This is a genomic window from Pararhodobacter sp. (assembly GCF_036802785.1).
In the GTDB taxonomy this organism is placed as follows: Bacteria; Pseudomonadota; Alphaproteobacteria; order Rhodobacterales; family Rhodobacteraceae; genus Pararhodobacter.
Genome location: NZ_DAIRVN010000089.1, coordinates 1 through 19667 on the forward strand (window position 1 = coordinate 1; position 19667 = coordinate 19667).

Genomic DNA, 19667 nt, shown 5'->3' on the forward strand with positions numbered 1-19667 from the left:
CCAAATGCGCTCGGAATGCACAAGCTGCCATCGTTCTCTGTCGGACCAGAATCCCTCGGGCTCTGTGCAGCATCAGAAATGCCTGGTCCTCGCGCGATTTGATCGGGACAAAGCGCAGCAAACCGCAAAGCTCCGCGCCAGCCCCCGTTGCAAAAACCGCCCAAATGGGCAAAGCTCAAACCCGGAATCTCGCTCACGCTGGATAAAAGTTGGGGGCAACGTCACCTGCAGGTGAACCTTGAGGATTGGAGCCGCGTTGCTCTTTATCAGCGCAGGATCATAATTCGCACGCCTGTGCGAGCGGCAGAGTAAGCAAGACGTCATCAATATCGAAGCAACTTTGACGGTGCGGTTGCCAGTTTCCCACTGTCTGCATCATCCGCGCTGCCAACCCACGGGAAAAAACGATGCTGCACGCCATCGCGAACCGTCGCTTTTGGAAGGCTGCAACGCAGCATGCGTCCGTCGATAAATGGCAGGTATGGACCGTTCTGGCTCATCTGCCAGTTGTCGCATTTTGGGCCGCCGCGTCTCTCACCATGGCAAGGAACGCCTTGAACCCTGCCGTCGGGTTGCGCGGTCCGGGATAATAAAGGCTGAATCCCGGTCGGGGCGGGGTCCAGTCGTCCAGCAGGCGGACCAGCCGCCCGGCGGCGATGTCATCCGCCACGTCCTGCTCGATGAAGAACCCGATGCCGGCGCCGTCCAAGACGGCTGTGCGCGCGATGGCGGCTTCGTCCAGGGTCAGGCGGCCCTGAGCCTCGATCTGAACCGCCTCTCCGTCGCGCTGGAACGACCAGCGGAACAGCGCACCGTTTGGCAGGCGCACGCGGATGCAATGGCGCAACGGCAGATCGGCCGGGGTCAAGGGCGTGCCATGGGTCGCAAGCCACTCGGGCGATGCGACCACGGCATAGCGCTGCGGTCGGCCAAGCGGCAGGGCGATCATGTCGCGGGGCACCAAACCGGCGGGGCGCAAACCCAGGTCGAACCCCTCGGCCACGATGTCGACCAGCCGCCCCTCGGTGACCAGATCCACCTGCATGTCGGGGTATCGGCGCAGGAAGGTCAGAACCAGCGGCGCGATTTCCCGTCCCGCCTGGACCGAGGCGTTGATCCGCAACACCCCCGACGGTGTCTGCCGCTGCGACTGCGCCACCTCCATCGCCCCGCGGATCTCGGCCACGGCGGGGGCGATGCGCTCGACGAAGGCGCGCCCGGCATCGCTCAGCGACACGCTGCGCGTGGTGCGGTTGAACAGGCGCACGCCAAGGTTCGCCTCCAGCCGCGCGATAGTATGCGACAGCGCGGTGGTCGACATGCCCAGATCCAGCGCCGCCGACCGGAACGATCCGCGCCGTGCGATGGCCAGCACCGCCTCCAGCCCCTTCAACCCATGGTCCATTATCCCGTTCCTGTCATCTCAAGATGCCGATTTATCCTGATTATCCGCATGCCCGTCCAGCGCTATGTTGAAGTCATCAGAACCGGAGAGGACCGACCCATGCAGCTGCCCCGCCCCATCCAGACCTATTTCACCGCCCGCGCGCCGCAGGATGGCGACGTTCTTGCCGCCGCCTTTGCCCCGGATGCCATCGTCCATGACGAGGGCCACAGCCATCGCGGCCCGCAGGCGATCCGCGCGTGGTGGTTGGCCGCCAAGGCCAAATATCGCCACCATGCCGAGCCGATGGATCTCGCGCAGGCAAGGGGAAAGACCGTCGTCCGGGCGAGCGTGATCGGCGATTTTCCCGGCAGCCCTGCCGTGCTGACCTTCACCTTCGGGCTGGCGGGCGACCACATCTCCGATCTGGAGATCGGCTGATGCCCGGGTTTCTGACGCTGAAGGGAAAGCGCGCCCTGATCACCGGTGGCACACAGGGCGCGGGCGCGGCCACCGTGGCGCTGTTCCGCGAGCTTGGTGCGCAGGTCCTGACCACGGCGCGCAAGCCTGTCGCCCTGCCGGACGCGCTGTTCGTTGCCGCCGATCTGACGACCCCGGAGGGATGCGAGGCCGTCGCCAAGGCCGTGCAGGACCGGATGGGCGGCACCGACATCATCGTCCATATGCTGGGCGGCTCCTCCGCGCCCGGCGGCGGCTTTGCGGCCTTGGGCGATGCGGAATGGCAGGCTGAGCTGGCGCTGAACCTGCTGCCCGCCCTGCGGCTGGATCGGGCGCTGGTGCCCGCCATGATCGCGCAGGGCGCAGGGGTGGTGATCCATGTCACCTCGATCCAAGCCCGCCTGCCGCTGCCCGAAGCGACCACCGCCTATGCCGCCGCCAAGGCCGCGCTGTCGGTCTACAGCAAGAGCCTATCTAAGGAGATCGCGCCCAAAGGCGTGCGCGTGGTGCGCGTGGCGCCGGGGTGGATCGAGACCGAAGCCTCGGTCCGGCTGGCCGAACGCGTGGCAGCTGAGGCAGGCACGGATCTGGACGGAGGACGCCGGATCATCATGGACAGCCTCGGCGGCATCCCCATCGGCCGCCCATCGAAGCCGGCTGAGATCGCCAACCTGATTGCCTTCCTTGCCTCGGACCGCGCAGCCACCCTAACCGGAACCGAATATGTGATCGACGGTGGGACGGTGCCGACGGCATAGCACCTCAATAGCATTGCGTGATCTATGCACCTTGCCGCGTGGGTGGACGACCATCAATGAACCCAACCACTCAACCGCATAACGATCGCCCTGGGAAGATCTGGAGTCCGGGTGGCGCGACCGATGACGCAATCAGCAGGCATATCGCCAGTGCCCTCGATTACTGTTTGTGCCGGTTCGACCCGAATCCCGGTGAAAGGATGCTCGAGGCTACTGGCGTCGGCTGGACCGCCCGGTCGCTGTGAGAGTGTGGCGCATACGGTCACCGTACGGCCTGGCCAGCGCACGCGTCATCTGTCATGCGCGCGCCCGAACTGGCCCAGGCCTGACCACGACCGAGGGGCTACCTGACGCTCTCCTTTGAAACGCCCGAGGCATTGGGTGGCGCAGGCAGCGCCCCGGCGCCGGGCGTTTATGGCTGTGCCGCTTTACTGGCCTGTTTGGCAATCGGGTTGCCAATAGAGGCCCTGCGCGCAGGGCCGTGTGGAGGCGGTGGCCGGGCCTGAGCCAGGTACGTGTGCGCTGGCAACCGCCTGCGGCAGCGGGCTGGTAACGGCACGCGTTGCCGAGGCGGTCGGGCGGGGCCGAATTCCTCGCCCCGGTCACAGGATTCCACAAGCCAGACTGCGGCTATGCCATTCCCAGCGTGTTCGTGACAATCACCGGGACGGTCGGCGCGTGTTGAGCAATCGTCCGGCGCGCGCAGCTTTCATGTCGCGCAGAGATAGTTCGATGATGACCAGGTTCGTCGTCCGGCCAAGGGCGCGTCGGAGGGCGGCTATCGCCCTCGTTGCTTTACATTGTCCTAGTGAGTTCATGCAGGAGGGGGGCGTAGTCGCCTGAGTTGAGCGCATCAAAAGCTCTCAGAAAGTCTGCCTGTCGTTCTGCACTGATAGTATTGCGCGTGGCCACGCAGAACTTCTTCACCAATTGGCCTCGGGGCATTGGATTGTCCGGATCGCCCAACGGATGGAGCACCTCACGCGTGTGTTGCCCCGTTGCGGTTTTCAGCACGATCCGCGCGCCGGTGGTCGCCGGAAACGCAGCGTCTATTTCCTCATCAACCAGAAGCGAGACACGGCCTGCAAAATCCACCGTCTCGGGCCGGTGCAAGCTCTCTTCGGTCAGCGGCAAAAGCGCGCTGCGCCCCTCGACAGCCGCCACACCCAGCACGAAGGGCACCGAATATTGCGCACCCTCCAGCGTGTTCGGGTCCGGTTCGTTGTTGAGCTTGAGCGCGCGCTCGAAGGTATATACCTCGACCGATTTCACCGCTTCCCAGCGCAGTCCGTCGCCCTCGAAGATGTCGGCCAGCCCGTCGATGGCGGCATGAGCCCAGCGGCAGCAGGAATAGGGTTTGAAATAGACCCGGTCGATGGCAAACGACCGCCCCAGCCCCCGCAGGATCGACGCGCGGTCGAAATAGGCGGGGTGGTCCAGAATGTCAGTCGGCCCGGTGAACCCCGCCTCAGCCAGCGACGCGGCCACGCAGCCTGTGACGGTGCTCCAGGTGATCCCTTCCTTGGCGTGGTTGCCCATGACCTTGGAATAACCCGCTGCCGACTGATTGGGGCCGTAAACGCCTGAGACCGCCATGGCCTGTATCATCGTCCCCCGTTTCAGCCCGCGCAGCCGGCTGACGGCGGCGGCAACACCATAGTTACACCACTTGCCGGTGGACATGGTGTCAAGGCGGCTGAAATCACGCCCCGCTGCAACCCGCACCGCGATCTCGTAGCCAATGACGATGGCGGTGATCAGTTCTTCCCAGCTTGAACCCTGCTCTTCGGCCACGGCCAGACACACCGGGATGATCGCTGCGCCGGGATGGCCAGTAGCGGCGCGGTGGCCGTCGTCAAGGTCAAGAATGCTGGCGGCCGTGCTGTTCGCCAGAATCGCGGCGGCCGTTGGCATCCGGGTGCCTGCAAACCAGACGGTGGAATGCGCGCCCTGCCCGAATGCCATACCCGCGGCCACGCGCGCCGCCCGCGCGCCGGGGTTATGCGCCCCGGCAATGGCCGAGGCGATGCAGTCCAGCACGCAGTTCTGCGCCGAAGCAATGGTCTCCGGGGGTAAGCGGTCAAAGCGCATGTCCAACGCATAGTCGGCCAGCAGTTCCAGCGCGTCATTGCGCCGGGGCGCAGCTGAGCCAGTCATTGCGTTGCGGGCAAGGCCGAAGGTCTTCATTATTTTTTCCCTTTCAGTCGTGGGTCGAGGACGTCGCGCAGCCCGTCGCCCACCAGATTCACAGACAGGATGGTTGCCATGATGGCAAGACCCGGCAAGGTTGCAAGCCACCAGGCATCGAGGATGAAATTGCGCCCCTCGGCCAGCATCATTCCCCAGGTGGGCGTGGGGGGCGGCACACCCATGCCCAGAAACGACAGCCCGCTTTCCCAGATGATGTAGTTCGCTGCCCGCACCGTGCCCAGCACCAGCACCGGCGACAGGATGTTCGGCAGGATATGGGTGCGCAGGATCACCCCGTCCGAGGTGCCGATGGACCGCGCTGCGGTGACGTATTCGCGCCCCTTGACCGACAGCACGCTGCCGCGCACGGTGCGCGCATAGGTTACCCAGTCCGACAACGCCAGCACCAGTATCAGCACCCACAGCGAGGGGCCCAGAATGGCGATCACCGAGATGGTCAGCAGCATGAACGGATAGGCCAGAAACAGATCGCCGACCCGCATGATCACGCTGTCCACCCAGCCGCCGAAATAGCCCGCCAGTGTGCCCAGCAGCAGCCCCACCGACACCGCCACCGACACCGTGCAGAAAGCCACCAGAAGCGAGACCCGGCCGCCCACCAGAATGCGCGCCATCACGTCGCGGCCCAGATTGTCGGTGCCCAGCGGATGCGCCCAGCTGCCGCCCTCGGCCCAGACGGGCGGCAGGAAGCGGGTCAGCAAGCTGGTCTGCGTGGCGCTGACACCCCAGATCCATGGCAGCACGAAGCACGCAAACACGATCAGCACCAGCATCACGCCGCCGATCATGGCACTGCGGTGATGGCGCAGTTCGCCCAGCATCCGACGCAGGCCATGCGGCGCGGGCACGGCGACCGGGATATCAATTGTATGCGTCACGCGCCGCTCCTGTCATAGCTGATGTTGGGGTCAAGCCAGGCGTAGAGCAGGTCAACCAGCAGGTTCACCACCACAAAGACAATCGCCAGTAGCATCACGGCGGCCTGCACCACCGGGTAATCGCGATCCAGGATCGACTGTACGATCAGCCGCCCCACGCCGGGCCATGCGAACACCGTTTCAATGATCACCGCACCGCCCAGCAAAAACCCAAACTCCATGCCGATCACCGTCACCAGCGGGATGAGCGCGTTGCGCAGGGCATGCTTGCCGACAACCAGCCCCTCGCCCAGCCCCTTGGCGCGCGCGGTGCGCACGTAATCCTGACCAAGAACATCCAGCATCGCCGAGCGGGTGAGGCGCGCAAACAGCGCGATCAGCGAAATTCCCAGCGCCATCGAGGGCATCACCAGTTGTGCCCAGGTCCCGCGCCCGGAGGTGGGCAGCCAGCCCAACTGTACCGAGAACAGCATGATGAACATGATCCCCAGCCAGAAATGCGGCATCGACAGCCCAAACAGCGCCACGCTCATGCTGATCGTATCCAGCCACGAGCCGCGCTTGACGGCGGCCAGCACACCGATGGGAATGGCGATCACCAGACTGAGCAGAAGTGCCGCAATCGCCAACTCAAGCGTGGCGGGCATGCGTTCCAGTATCAGCCATAGAACTGGCTCGCGCGTGTAGATTGAGCGGCCAAGGTCGCCCTGCAGCGCCGAGGTAGCGAAATGCCAGTACTGCAGAACGATCGGGTCATCCAACCGCATCTGCTGGCGCAACGCCGCGATCTGTTCACGCGTGGCATCCTGCGGCAGGATCAGGCCCACCGGGTCACCCGACAAATGCAGAAAGAAGAAACTGATCACCGAAATGCCGATGATCACCAGCACCGTGTGGGACAACCGCCGCAACAGATATCGGGACATGCGTGAACTCCGGTCTCATGCTCGAGATCACCGGCCCGGGTGCAGCGCCCGGGCCGGTGAAGGATGTGTGTGCTCAGTTCGCGGGTTCAGCGAAGCGCACGAACAGGAACCCGTCGCGGCGGCCCGTGTAGTTCACGTCGCTTGCCACGGCATAGGTTTCCGGCACGATATAGAGGTAGAGCCACGGCGCCTCGTCATAGAGCGCCCGGTCGATCCCGGCATAGATTTCCGCGCGTTCCTCACGGTCGAGGGTTGAGCGGCCAAGTTCCAGCGCGGCATCGGTTTCGGGGTTGGAGTAGTAGTAGTCGCGGCTGTTGGAGTGAAACAGCGAATACATGTAGCGGTCCGGCTCCGGGTTATCATCCCACCAGTAGATGAACATGTCATGCTCGCGGGCCACATAACGTTCCCACATCACCGCACGGTCCAGCGGCTGCAGGGCGGCGCGCACACCGATCAGTTCCAGATCGGCGGCAATGGCCTGCGCCTGTTCGTTGATCTGGGTCATGTTGGTAGGGTACGAGAGCGTGGTTTCAAACCCGTCCGGATAGCCCGCCTCGGCCAGAAGCTCCCGGGCGCGTTCGGGGTCATAGGGATAGGGCTCAAGCGAGAGATCGGCGCCAAAGGTGCGCGGGCTGATCGGCCCGGCGGCCAGAATGCCCCGCCCGTTGAACAGCGCCTCGTTGATCAGGTCACGGTTCACACCCAGGTTAACCGCCTGACGCACACGCTCATCGGTAAAGATGCCGTCACGAGTGTTCAGCCCGACATAAGGCATCACACCCATGCTGTCGGTCAGCGTACCCGCGCCGGAACGCTCGATGCTCTGCTGGCTGCGCACCGAGACGCCTTCGATGATCTGCACCTCGCCGGTGACGAATGACGCCACGCGCGCACTTTCCTCAGGGATGGTGCGGAAAATCACGCGGTCATAGCCTGGCGCGTCGCCCCAATAGCCGTCAAACGCACTCAGCACCACATCGCCGCCCCGTTCCCAGCTTTCCAGCCTGTATGGGCCGGCGCCGATGGGATTGCGGTTGAAAGCGTCGGTTTCCGTGGCAGCCGTGGCGACCGGCGGCACGATTGGCAGGTAATAGCTCATCAGATGCAGGATCGGCGCGAAGGGGGCCGAGGTGGTGAACTCCACCGTCATCTCGTCAACCACCCGCACCCCGGATACCTGCCCCATCCGCCCGCGATGCGGCGAACCAAGGCTTTCATCCACCAGCCGCTCGAACGAATAGCGCACGGCCTCGGCATCAATCGGCTCGCCGTTGTGGAAGGTCAGGCCGGGGCGGATTTTGACGACAAGCGTGGTGTCATCGGGGAAATCCCAGCTTTCCGCGATGCCGGGCGCGACGCCGCCATCTTCCAGCGGTTCGAACAGCCGGTCCTGAATGTTGAACGCCACGTTCAGCGAATGCTGAAGGTTGTTCTGCATCGCATCCAGCCCGACGGGTTCGCCGGACTGCACGACAATCAGCGTGCGGGTTTCTGAAAGCGCCGTGGTGGCGCATAGGGCAAGCGACAGCGCACTCAGTGCGGCGGTCACCTTTCTTGGCAGGAAGCTCATCAGCGGATACCTCTTGTTGAGCGTGCGTGACGGACCCTTGTCAGGCTCTTGTCGCCGTGGGCGGTGCCCCGGCGTTATTGATCGGCATCGGGCCGGCAGCGGGATCGTCCGCCGCGGTCAGAAGGTGGCAGGCAGCCTTGCGGCCCCCACCGATATCGCGCAGCACCGGCACCTCGGCGCGGCAGCGCGCGGTGGCGAGGGGGCAACGCGTATGGAAATGGCAACCCGGCGGCGGGTCCAGCGGCGAGGGAACCTCGCCGGTCAGCACCATACGCGCCTTGCGCCCATGGACGCGCGGCACCGGCACGGCGGAAACCAGCACCTGCGTATAGGGGTGCTGCGGGTCGCGGAACACGGTTTCAACCGGCCCCTCCTCAACCACGCGGCCCAGATACATCACCGCCACCCGGTGGCAGATATAGCGGATCGCGCCCAGATCGTGGCTGACGATCACATAGCCCACCTGCGTTTCACGCTGGATGCGCTTGAGCAGGTTCAGGATCTGCGCGCGCACCGAGACATCGAGCGCCGAAACCGGCTCATCGCCGATCAGCATCGCCGGGCGCAACACCATGGCGCGGGCAATCGAGATCCGCTGTCGCTGCCCGCCCGAAAACTCATGCGGGTGACGGTCCAGCACATGGCGGCCCAGCCCCACCACATCCAGCGCCTCTGCGATCCGCTCCAGCCGCACGGCATCAGCCGCGGGGGCATGGACGCGCAGCGGCTCATCAATGATCTGGCGCACAGTCATGCGCGGGTTGAGCGAGCCATAGGGGTCTTGGAACACGATCTGCATATGCTGGCGGGCGCGGCGCAGTTCCGCAGGCGTCATCGCCATCAGATCCTCGCCGCGAAACGTCACCGCACCCGAACTCGGCTCGATCAGCCGCATCAGCGCACGCGCCAACGTGGACTTGCCGCAACCGGATTCGCCCACAATCCCCAGCGTCTCGCCCGGTTGCAGGGACAGCGACACGCCATCTACGGCATGCACCACCTTACGGCTCCGCCCGAACAGCCCGCCGCCCATGGCAAAGCGCTTGGTCAGGTCGCGCACTTCCAGCAAGGCCGTCATGCGCGCACCTCCCAGCAGGCCACGCGGTGGGCGGGGACAATCTCGATGATCGGCGGTTCCTCGGCCCGGCAGCGGTCGGTGGCGATGGGGCAGCGCGGATGGAAGCGGCAGCCTGATGGCCGAGCCTCGGGCGGGGGCACGGTGCCGGGGATCTCGAACAGCAGGTCCGGCAGGGTTTCGGTATCGGGCTGCGGCAGCGCTTCCAGCAAGCCGCGCGTATAGGGGTGGCGCGGGTTGTCGAAAATCTCAGCGGTCGGCGCTTCCTCGACCACGACACCAGAGTAAAGCACCGCCACCCGGTCAGACACTTCCGCGATCACCCCCAGATCATGGCTGATGAACAGGATCGAGGTGTCGAAATCCTTGCGCAGGCTGCGCATCAGATCAAGGATCTGCGCCTGGATGGTGACATCCAGCGCGGTGGTGGGTTCGTCGGCGATCAGGATCTTGGGGTGGCAGGCCAGCGCCATGGCGATCATCACCCGCTGGCGCATCCCCCCCGAAAGTTGCGCCGGATAGGCCCTGATCCGCGTCTCGGGCGAGGCCACGCCGACCGCGCGCAGTGCCTCGACAGCCATCTGCCGGGCTTCCTTGCGTGACGCGCCGCGATGGGTGCGAAACACCTCGGCCAGTTGCGAACCCACGCTCAGCACAGGGTTGAGCGCGGTCATCGGCTCCTGAAACACCATGGAAATCTGATTGCCCCGCAGCGCCCGCAGCGCACGCGGGCTGAGGGTGGACAGGTTCTGCCCCTCAAGGCTGATCGATCCTTCGGTGATGCGCGCGCCATCAGGCAGCAGGCCCAGAACCGACAGCGACAGAATGCTTTTTCCGCAGCCTGATTCACCGACGATGCCAAGGGTCTCGCCCTTGTTCAGCACCAGCGAGACACCATCAATGATCCGCGGGCCCCGGGCGCCGCCAAAGCGGATGCCAAGGTTCTCGATCGCCATCAGGGGCTGGGCTGCCCTGCCGTCCATCGCCTGTGCCCCTCTCCTGATCCGCGGTTTCGCAACCTTTGTGCGATTTCCGCACATACTGCCGTTATACGCACACCTTATTGCCCGATTCCCTCTGCTGTCAAGCGGCTCAATACACCCGGCGTCACGGCGCAGGAAAAACCGCCCCGGCGGCCGCCAAGGCACGCAAAAGCCATCGCCCGCCACGCCGAATCGGCGGCGGTCAGATCATCGCGTCAGATTTTGGGGTCAGAGATGGCCGATCGGCCGCTCAATCTCGTTCGCCGCGCGGCGCAGCGCGATCAGCACCGCGCCGGTCATATCCTCGACCGATACGCGGCCGACATGTGCGCCCACGTTCAGCGCGGCAATCACCCGGTTACGGCGATCGCGGATCGGCACGGCGATAGAGCGCACACCGCGCTCCAACTCCTCATCGACCATCGCATAGCCCTGCTGGCGCACCTGTTCGATCCGCTCCAGCAGCGTTTCGCGGTCGGTGATGGTGCGGTCGGTCAGGGCATAGAGCGGATAGGCATCCAGCAGATCCGCCAGCTCATCATCGGGCAGCGCGGCCAGCAAAACCTGCCCCAGCGCGGTGGCATGCGCGGGCAAACGCAGACCCACTTCCAGCACCTGCTCCATGATTCGCTGCGCCTGAACGCGGGCGATATAGATGATCTCGCCCCGGTCCAGCACCGCCATGGAACTGCTTTCCCCCAGCTCGCGCGTGACCTCCTCCATCGCGGCGCGCGCCACCTCGGGCAGCCCGAACGAGGACAGATAGGCATAGCCAAGCTCCAGCACCCGTGCCGACAGTTCAAACATCTTGCCATCCGTGCGCGCGTGGCCGGTATGCACCAGCGTCAGCAGGATACGCCGGGCGGCGGCGCGGGTCAGGCCGGTCTTGCGCGCCACCTCGGTGGGCGTCATGCGCGGGCTGCGCCGGTCAAAGCAGGCGATAACCGCCAGGCCACGCGTCAGCGTCTGCAAAAGATCGCCTTCGCGCACAGGTTTGGGGGTCTCGCTGTCCATCGCCGCTTCCTGTGTGAATGAGTGCCGGACACCTTACCGCCGCCGCACCCGGACAGGCAAGGCAACGCACCGCCGCCAGAAATCGCCCGCGCGGCGCGATCTTCCAATTGACAGACAGGATTCGGACCAATATCACTTGTGGTGCGATTTGCGCGCTATTGTGCGATAGTCGCACAATATTAAGGAGCTGCGCCAGCAGGCGGCGACAGAGGAACAGAATCCATGACAGTGCAGATCGGCGTCGACACGGGCGGCACCCATACCGACATCGTGCTTCTTGACCGCGAGGACGGCGCGTTTCACACCCTCAAGGTACCGACGACCCCCGAAGACCTTTCCATCGGCATTCTGAACGGCGTCACCCGCATCTTGCGTGAAACCGGCAAGATGGGCACTGAGGGGATGGGCGATATCGCCTTTCACTATGGCACCACGCTGGTCACCAACATCATTGTCGAAGAGCAGGATCTGCCCATCGGCCTGCTGACAACCGGCGGTTTCCGCGATGTGCTTGAGATCGGGCGCGCGGTGCGCAAGCCCAATATCTACGACATCCATTGGCGCCCCCAGCGCCCGCTGGTACCACGCGCCCTGCGCCGTGGCGTCCCCGAGCGAATCGACCACAAGGGCCGGATCGTCACCCCGCTGGACGAGGCCACGGCCCGCACCGAGATGCGCGCGCTGCGCGAAAAGGGTGTGCTGGCGGTGGCGATCTGCCTGCTCAACGCCTATGCCAACCCGGTGCACGAACGCCGCCTTGCCGAAATTGCGCTTGAAGAGCTGCCGGGCGTCCCCGTCACCCTGTCATCCGATGTCGCGCGCGAGTTCCGCGAGTATGAGCGCACCTCGACCACCGCGCTCAATGCCTTCGTGCTGGCCCCGATGATTGCGCATCTCGATACCCTCACCGCCCGGCTGAAGCGTGAGGGCGCGCACCGGATGCCGTTCATCATGCGCGGCAATGGCGGCATCATGAGCTTTGATCTGGCGAAAACCCTGCCCGCCGCCGTCACCCATTCCGGCCCCGTCGCCGGGATCGTCGGCGGCAATGCGCTGGCGCGCGCCACCGGCGTCAGCGATGCGATCACCTTTGACATGGGCGGCACCTCGTCAGATGTAGCGCTGATTTCCGGCAATGTCCCCTTCTCCACCACACGCGGCAAGCTGGCGGGCTATCCGGTGCTGCTGCCGATGCTGGACCTTGTGACCATCGGTGCGGGCGGCGGCTCGATTGCGTGGATCGACAGTGGCGGCGGCCTCAAGGTGGGGCCACGCAGCGCGGGCTCGGTCCCCGGTCCGGCCTGCTACGGGCAAGGCGGTGAAAACCCCACGGTGACCGATGCCAACCTGCTCTGCGGGCGGCTGAACGGTGACTTCTTCCTCAACGGTGACCGCGTGTTGCGTCAGGATCTGGCCGAAGCCGCGATCCGCAACAAGATCGCCACGCCGCTGGGCCTGTCGGTGGAAGAAGCCGCGCTGGGTATCCTGGCGATTGCCGAGGCGCATATGGTCAACGCCATCAAGCTGGTCTCGGTCCAGCGCGGGATTGATCCGCGCGGCCACACGCTGATCGGCTTTGGCGGCGCGGGGCCGCTGCATGCTGTCAGTCTGGCCGAGGCGATCGGCATGAAGCGTGTGCTGATCCCGGCCGCACCGGGCAATGTGTCCGCCTCGGGCCTGCTGGCCGCCGAGGTGCGCCATGACATGGTGCGCACCCGCGTTCAGCCACTGGAAAGCGCCGCACCTGAGGTGCTGGCCGACGATTACGCCGCGCTTGTGGACGAGGCCGCGCAGGCGCTGCGTGACCAGTCGGTGCCCGAAGACCAGCTTCAGGTGCTGCGCGCCGTCGATCTGCGCTACCGGGGGCAGGCCTATGAGCTGACGGTGCCGCTTGCCGCAACCGAGATCACCGACGCGATGCTGGCAGGCCTCGCCGCGCGGTTCCATGAGGAACACCAGCGCGTCTATGGCTACCGGCTGGACCATCACTCGGTGGAAATCGTCAACCTGCGGGTCACCGCCACAAGCGCCCCGCCGCCCCTGCCATGGCCCGAGCACACCACGGCGCCCTCAACTCCCGCCCCCATCGGTACGCGCGCCGTGCTCTATGGTGCGCCCCAGCCTGATGACTGGCCGGTTTACCGCTTCACCGAAATCACGGCGGGCGCGGCACTGAACGGGCCGGCAATCATCGAATATCCGGGTTCGACCTGTGTGATCCCCCCCGGCTGGAACGCCACATGGGACGCCTGGCGCCATGCCCATATCACCCATGCGAACGCCTGAAGGGACCAGGGCCATGACCACGAATGCCACTCCCGTAAACCCGATCACGCTGGAAATCGTGCGCAACGCGCTGACCATGATCGCCGAGCAAATTGCGGAACGCATGATCCGCTCGGGAACCTCCTATATCATCAAGGAGATGGAGGATTGCTCTGCCGCGCTCTTTGACGGCAAGGGCCGACTCTTGTCGGAAAGCGCAAGCATCCCCATTCACCTCAACTGCATCGGCATCACCCTGCGCACGGTGCTTGATCATTACTTCCCGCTCGACACCTGGAAACCGGGCGATGTGGTCATCACCAATGACCCCTATGCGGGCGGTGAATCGCTGTCCTCGCACCATACCAACGACATCATCGCCTTTCACCCGGTGTTCCATGACGGCCAACTGGTGGGTTTCACCGCGCTGAACGTCCACCACATGGATATCGGCGCGATGTGGATGGGCACGCGCGGCTGGGGTGTGGAAATCTGGCAGGAGGGGTTGCGCATCCCGCCCCTTAAGCTGATCCGCGAGGGCAAGCGCGACGAATCGCTGATGGCGCTGATCCTCAACAACAGCCGGGTGCCGCGCATTCTCGAAAACGACCTGATGGGCGAGGCCGCGGGCATTCAGACCGGCGCCGAGGAATTCCGCAAGCTGTTCGGCACCTATGGCACCGAGGTTGTTCTTGCCGCCTTTGATGAACTCATCCGCCAGTCTGAGGCCCGCACCCGCGCCGAGATCCGCGCGATCCGCGATGGTGTCTACAGCCATGAGGAAACGATCCTTGATGACGGCGCCAAGGGCGGGCCTTACAAGCTGAAGCTCAAGATGACGGTGGCGGGTGACGAAGTAACCTTCGATTTCACCGGCACCGACACCCAGGTGGACGGACCGATCAACGCGCCTTTGTCGGCGACGATGGCCGCCACCTACTACGTTATGAAATGCATCACCGACCCCGGCATCGCCAATACCGAGGGGTGCAAGGCCCCGGTGACGATCATCGCGCCCAAGGGCACGCTGGTAAATGCCCAGCTTCCGGCGGCGTGTTTCCAGCGGATGATCGTCTGCCATTCCATTGTCGATCTGGTGATGGGCGCGATTGCGCAGGCCGCGCCAGAGCGCGCGATGGCTGACAGCTGCGGCTGCCTCTACAACTCTACCGTCGCGCCCAATCTGGATACCGGCGAAATCGGCGTGGCGTCCGAGGTGGTGCCGGGCGGCATTGGCGCGACGGCCTTTGGCGACGGTATTGATGTCATGTCCTGCCACGTCACCAACTGCCCCATTCCGCCGATCGAGGCCACCGAGATTGAAGCGCCCGTCCTCTATCTGCGGCGCGAATTCGCCGAGAATACCGGCGGCGCCGGGCGTTGGCGGGGCGGTATGGGGCAGGTGCTGGAATACCGCGTTCTGGGCGAAAAGCCGCTTTTCCACCACACCTCGCAGAAATCGGTCATCACGCCGCAGGGCATGATGGGCGGCCTGCCCGCCGATGGCGGCGGCTGGGTCATCAACCGGGGCACCCCGCAGGAACGCAGGCTGGAATACGCCATTGGCGATGTCGAGTTCCTGAAACAGGGCGATACCGTCACCCATATCAGCCCCGGCGGCGGCGGCTATGGCGACCCGAAAAAACGCGAACCCGCCCGCATCCGCGCCGATATCGAGGCCGGGCTGATCTCGCCCGAGGCCGCAAGCAAAGACTACGGCTTTGACGACACCAAGGCCTGAACGGAGGAAATGACCATGACCACCCTGCCCCGCGTGACCTATTCCAACATCAATGCCGATTTTTCCGGTGTGCATGCCCATTTCGATACGGTGCTGGAGGAGGTTCGCAAGACCGTGCTGGGTCGTGACCGGCGGCATCTGATCGGCGGTGAAATGGTCACGGGCGGGGCGGCGGCGCAGGCCCTCAGCCCCATCGACAACCGTCTTGCGATCTGCGGCTATAGCATTGCCGATGCAGCATTGGTTGACCGCGCGGTGCAAGCCGCGCGCAAGGCAGCACCCGGCTGGGCCGCGCTGACATGGCAGGACCGTGTCGCCGCGGTGCGCCGCTTTGCCGATGTGCTGGACGCGCGCAAGTTCGACTATGCCGCCGCCTGCCTGTTCGAGGTCGGCAAATCGCGGATGGAGGCGATTGGCGAGGCTGAGGAAGCGGTGGATCTGGCGCGCTACTATTGCGACCAGATGGAAGAGAACAAGGGCTTCATCCGCCCCATGCAGCGCGCCTTCGACAATGAGGAAACGCTCGACCGGCTGCGCCCGCTGGGCGTGTTCGCCGTCATCGCGCCCTTCAACTTCCCGCTGGCACTGTCGGTCAACATGGCCTCGGCGGCGATGGTGGCGGGCAATGCGGTGGTCTACAAGCCCAGCGATGCGGCGGCGCTGACCGGCGCCTTGATCGCTGACGCGGCGCAAGAGGCCGGGTTGCCCGCAGGCGTGTTCAACATGATCACCGGTGACGGCAGCACCGGCCGCGCGCTGGCCGGGCATCCGGGCCTTGACGGCATCGCCTTTACCGGCAGCCATCCGGTCGGCATGGGCATTCTGCGCAACGTCGCTGCCGGGCGCTTCAACCGGCCGGTCATTGCCGAAATGGGCGGCAAGAACCCCACCTATGTCACCAGAAGCGCCGATCTGGACGCCGCCGCGCAGGGCATGATGCGCTCGGCCTTTGGCCTGCAGGGGCAGAAATGCTCGGCCGGGTCCAAGGTCTATGTCGCGGCCGAGATCTTTGATGCTTTCATGGAAAACCTGATCACCCGCACCCGCGCCATCAGGATCGGCGACCCCGCGCAGGCCGATGTGTTCATGGGCCCGGTGATCAACGCCGCCGCCATCGCCCGGTTTGAAGCCGCCGTGGCCGATGCAAGGCGCGACGGCACCATCGCCCATGGCGGCAACCGCCTGACCGGCGGCCTGTTCGATCACGGCACCTATGTCGAACCCACCATCGTCACCGACCTGCCCGCCGACCACCCCCTGCACAAGGATGAGTTGTTTCTGCCCTTCCTGACCGTACAGCGGTTTGACCGGCTGGAGGATGCCATCACCGACGGCAACGCCATCGACTTTGGCCTGACGGCGGGGATCTACACCACCGACAAGGCCGATATGGACCTGTTCCTTGACCGTGCCGAAGCGGGCGCCCTTTACGCCAACCGCGCCAGCGGGGCCACCACCGGCGCATGGCCCGGCATCCAGACCTTCTGTGGCTGGAAGGGTTCGGGCGTGTCCTCCAAGGGCGGGCTGGGGCCGTTTTATGTGCAGCAGTTCATGCGTGAGCAAAGCCTCACCCTGTGGAAAAAGTAGAGCACCCGCCATGACCTTTCGCCCGGTCGCTCACCCCGTCGTTCCGGGCGAAACGCCCCTGCTGGCGCTGTCCATCGACGGCGCGCCGGTCAATGCGCGCGCCGGAGACACGCTGCTCAGCGTGCTCCTGCGGGCGCGGGGGCATGTGCGCCAGGCCGAGTTCGGCACGCCCGTGCTGCGGGCCGGGTTTTGCCTGATGGGGGCCTGTCAGGATTGCTGGGTCAGCCTGGCAGATGGCGAACGGGTGCGCGCCTGCACGACGCTGGCGCGCGCGGGAATGCAGATCATCACGGAAACCGGCCATGGCCCTGCATGAACTCTCCGTTGCGGTGATCGGCGCAGGCCCCGCCGGGCTGCGCGCCGCGCAGGCGCTGGCCGAGGCCGGTCTGCGCCCCGTCCTGATTGACGAAAGCCCCGAGCCGGGTGGCCAGATCTACCGCAAGCCACCCGCCCCGCTGCGCGCCCTGCGCAGCCCCAGGGCGCTTTACGGCCGTGACTGGCGGCGCGCGCAGGCGCTGGATGACATGCTGGCGGCGCTGCAGGGCCGGATCGAGCTGCGCATGGAAACGCTGGTCTGGAACGCGCAGGCCCGCGATACCGGCTTCCGGCTGTTCCTGCGCGGGCCGGGTGGCGCGGATGAGGTGCTGGATGTGGCCGCCCTGGTGCTGGCCACCGGCGCGATGGACCGCATCTTGCCGGTGCCGGGCTGGACGGCGCCGGGCGTCTGGTCGCTGGGCGGCGCGCAGGTGATGCTGAAAGCGCAGGCGCAGGTGGTGGGCAAGCGCCCGGTCTTTGCCGGCTCCGGCCCGCTGCTGTATCTGGTGGCATGGCAATACGCCAAGGCCGGGGCGGTGCCGGCGGCGGTGCTCGATGCCGGGCGGCTCAGCGACAAGCTGCGCGCGCTGCCTTGTATGCTGGCGCGCCCCTCCCTTCTGTTGCAGGGCGCGCGCATGGCGCTGGCGCTGCGGCGGATGGGCGTGCCGGTGCTTGAAGGCGCGCATGCCGAACGGATTGACAGCGCCACCGAGGGGCTGACCCTGCACTGGCGCGGGCAGCGCCGATCCGGGCAGGTTCAGGGCGACGCCATCGCGCTGGGTCACGGGTTGAAATCTGAGCGTCAGCTGGCTGAGCTTCTGGGCTGTGCTGCGCAGTTCGATGCAAGCAAGGGGCAGTGGCGGGTTCAGACCGATGCCGATGGCCGCGCCTCGGTGCCCGGCCTCTATCTGGCCGGTGACATGGTGGCGATCACTGGCGCGCATGCCGCCGAGTACGCGGGCGAGTTGGCCGCGCGCGCGCTCTTGCGCGACATTGGCCAGCCCGATCCCGCGCCCGCCAGCCGCCCCTTTGCCCTGCGCGGTGCGATGGCTCTGCAACACCGCTTCCGCAAGGGGTTGGAGACGGCCTTTCCCTTCCCCGAAGAACGGATAAAGGCATTGTCCGATGACACCATGGTCTGCCGATGCGAAGGCATCACCGCAGGCGATCTGCGTCGCGCGATTGCTGACTGGCAGCCGACCGATATCAACCGCCTGAAAGCGCTGACCCGCTGCGGCATGGGGCGCTGTCAGTCACGGCTTTGCGGCGACGTGGCGGCGGGTCTGTTGGCCGCCGAGACCGGCATAGACCGGGCGCAAGCGGGATGCTTGCGCGGGCAGGCGCCGGTCAAACCGCTGCCTGCCGCGCGTAAGGGGGCAGCATGAGCATCCTTCCCCTCCCCCCGGCCCCGCGCCCGTCGGTCTGCGTCATCGGCGGCGGAATCGTGGGCTGCGCAACCGCATTCTTTCTGACGCAGGCAGGTGCGCGGGTGACGTTACTGGAACGCGGCAGCATTGGCGCCCATGCAAGCGGAGTGAATTTCGGCGGTGTGCGCCGCCACGCCCGCGCAGCGGCTGAACTTCCGCTGGCTTTACGCGCGCATCGCCTCTGGCCGCTGCTGCGCGGGCTGATCGGGCATGATTGCGATCTGGAAACGCCGGGACATCTGAAACTGGCGTTTTCACAGGCCGAGATGGCCACGCTGGAACGCTGGTTGCCCATCGGGCAGGCGCATGGGCTGGAACCGCGCCTTCTTTCCCCTACCGAGCTGGCGAAAGCCCATCCCCGGCTGTCATCGCATGTCGTCGGGGCCTCGTTTCTGGCCGGTGACGGCTTTGCCAACCCGCGTTTTGTCTCGTCCGGTTTGGCGCGGGCGGCACGGGCCGCCGGGGCTCGGGTGGTGGAAAACTGCCCGGTGCTCAGGCTCACGCAACAGGGCACCGGCTGGCTTGTGCAGGGGCCTGACGGCATCGCCATCGCCGCCGATATCGTCGTCTGCGCCACCGGCGCCTGGACCGGCCCCGCGCTTGACCCGTGGCTGGAGGCACTGCCCATCACTCCCGCCGCGCCGCAGATGTTCGTGACAGAACCTGTGCCGGTGATGAACCTGCCGGTGCTGGGCGTGGTCTCGGGCGATATCTACCTGCGCCAGAGCGTGCGCGGCAACCTGATCTTTGGCGGCGGGCGCGGCAGTATCGCGCCCGATGGCCTGCGCAGCCGCCCCGGTGACGCCGCCTTTGCTTGCACCCCCGCCCTGCTGGCCCGGCTGTTGCCCGGTTGCGCCCGCGTGCCGGTGATCCGCTCCTGGACCGGGATCGAGGGTCACACACCCGATGGCCTGCCGGTCATCGGCCCTTCCAGCCTGCACGCGGGTCTGTTCCACGCGCGCGGCTTTAGCGGCCACGGGTTCCAGATGGGGCTGGGTGTGGGCGAAACCCTGTCCGAGCTGATCCTGACCGGCGCGACCGGCCTTGACCTTGCAGCCTTCCGCCCCGACC

At 65.7% G+C, this 19667-nt stretch carries 16 protein-coding genes; 8 read left to right on the forward strand and 8 right to left on the reverse strand.

Features of this window, described 5'->3' with window-relative positions; genetic code table 11:
• Window positions 1-496: 496 nt before the first annotated feature.
• Window positions 497-1405 carry a LysR family transcriptional regulator gene (locus V7Q53_RS20830; RefSeq protein WP_333830775.1) on the reverse strand — a complete coding sequence of 303 codons (909 nt, stop codon included), beginning with the start codon at window positions 1403-1405 and terminating at the stop codon, window positions 497-499.
• Between the two features lie 99 nt (window positions 1406-1504).
• Here V7Q53_RS20830 and V7Q53_RS20835 point away from each other — a divergent pair, with 99 nt between their 5' ends.
• Together V7Q53_RS20835 and V7Q53_RS20840 are read left to right on the forward strand one after the other, a co-directional pair.
• Window positions 1505-1825, forward strand: a complete 321-nt coding sequence (locus V7Q53_RS20835; RefSeq protein ID WP_333830776.1) for a nuclear transport factor 2 family protein — start codon at window positions 1505-1507, stop codon at window positions 1823-1825.
• A complete protein-coding gene (locus V7Q53_RS20840; RefSeq protein WP_333830777.1) occupies window positions 1825-2601 on the forward strand; it encodes an SDR family oxidoreductase in 777 nt (258 codons plus the stop codon). The genes V7Q53_RS20835 and V7Q53_RS20840 overlap by 1 nt, the downstream gene beginning before the upstream one ends.
• 795 nt (window positions 2602-3396) lie before the next feature.
• Here the strand turns inward: V7Q53_RS20840 and V7Q53_RS20845 are convergent.
• The 7 genes from V7Q53_RS20845 to V7Q53_RS20875 all read right to left on the reverse strand — a co-directional run bounded on the left by V7Q53_RS20845 (window position 3397) and on the right by V7Q53_RS20875 (window position 11261).
• Window positions 3397-4788, reverse strand: a complete 1392-nt coding sequence (locus V7Q53_RS20845; RefSeq protein WP_333830778.1) for an MmgE/PrpD family protein — start codon at window positions 4786-4788, stop codon at window positions 3397-3399.
• Entirely contained in the window at window positions 4788-5690 is a 903-nt protein-coding gene (locus V7Q53_RS20850; RefSeq protein ID WP_333830779.1) for an ABC transporter permease, read from the reverse strand. The genes V7Q53_RS20845 and V7Q53_RS20850 overlap by 1 nt, the downstream gene beginning before the upstream one ends.
• Entirely contained in the window at window positions 5687-6616 is a 930-nt protein-coding gene (gene nikB / locus V7Q53_RS20855) for a nickel ABC transporter permease (RefSeq protein WP_333830780.1), read from the reverse strand. The genes V7Q53_RS20850 and nikB overlap by 4 nt, the downstream gene beginning before the upstream one ends.
• Window positions 6617-6689: 73 nt before the next feature.
• Window positions 6690-8189 (reverse strand): ABC transporter substrate-binding protein, encoded by a 1500-nt coding sequence (locus V7Q53_RS20860; RefSeq protein ID WP_333830781.1) that lies wholly within the window; start codon window positions 8187-8189, stop codon window positions 6690-6692.
• Between the two features lie 40 nt (window positions 8190-8229).
• Window positions 8230-9267: an ABC transporter ATP-binding protein gene (locus V7Q53_RS20865; RefSeq protein ID WP_333830782.1), complete on the reverse strand. Its 1038-nt coding sequence runs from the start codon at window positions 9265-9267 to the stop codon at window positions 8230-8232.
• Window positions 9264-10247, reverse strand: coding sequence for an ABC transporter ATP-binding protein (locus tag V7Q53_RS20870; protein ID WP_333830783.1), 984 nt, complete (start codon window positions 10245-10247; stop codon window positions 9264-9266). Before V7Q53_RS20870 ends, V7Q53_RS20865 begins: the two co-directional genes overlap by 4 nt.
• Before the next feature lie 228 nt (window positions 10248-10475).
• The gene (locus V7Q53_RS20875) at window positions 10476-11261 is read right to left on the reverse strand and encodes an IclR family transcriptional regulator domain-containing protein (protein WP_333830784.1); all 786 of its coding nucleotides are present in this window, start codon (window positions 11259-11261) and stop codon (window positions 10476-10478) included.
• Between the two features lie 222 nt (window positions 11262-11483).
• Between V7Q53_RS20875 and V7Q53_RS20880 the strand changes: the two genes are divergently transcribed.
• The 6 genes from V7Q53_RS20880 to V7Q53_RS20905 form a co-directional block, all read left to right on the forward strand.
• Window positions 11484-13547: a hydantoinase/oxoprolinase family protein gene (locus V7Q53_RS20880; protein ID WP_333830785.1), complete on the forward strand. Its 2064-nt coding sequence runs from the start codon at window positions 11484-11486 to the stop codon at window positions 13545-13547.
• 13 nt (window positions 13548-13560) lie between these two features.
• Window positions 13561-15267, forward strand: coding sequence for a hydantoinase B/oxoprolinase family protein (locus V7Q53_RS20885; RefSeq protein ID WP_333830786.1), 1707 nt, complete (start codon window positions 13561-13563; stop codon window positions 15265-15267).
• Window positions 15268-15282: 15 nt separating this feature from the next.
• Window positions 15283-16854 (forward strand): aldehyde dehydrogenase family protein, encoded by a 1572-nt coding sequence (locus V7Q53_RS20890; RefSeq protein ID WP_333830787.1) that lies wholly within the window; start codon window positions 15283-15285, stop codon window positions 16852-16854.
• 10 nt (window positions 16855-16864) lie between these two features.
• Window positions 16865-17170, forward strand: coding sequence for a (2Fe-2S)-binding protein (locus V7Q53_RS20895; RefSeq protein ID WP_333830788.1), 306 nt, complete (start codon window positions 16865-16867; stop codon window positions 17168-17170).
• Window positions 17157-18554 (forward strand): FAD/NAD(P)-dependent oxidoreductase, encoded by a 1398-nt coding sequence (locus V7Q53_RS20900; protein WP_333830789.1) that lies wholly within the window; start codon window positions 17157-17159, stop codon window positions 18552-18554. Before V7Q53_RS20895 ends, V7Q53_RS20900 begins: the two co-directional genes overlap by 14 nt.
• On the forward strand, window positions 18551-19667 hold a 1117-nt coding region (locus V7Q53_RS20905), incomplete at its 3' end, for an NAD(P)/FAD-dependent oxidoreductase (RefSeq protein ID WP_333830790.1). The genes V7Q53_RS20900 and V7Q53_RS20905, both read left to right, overlap by 4 nt.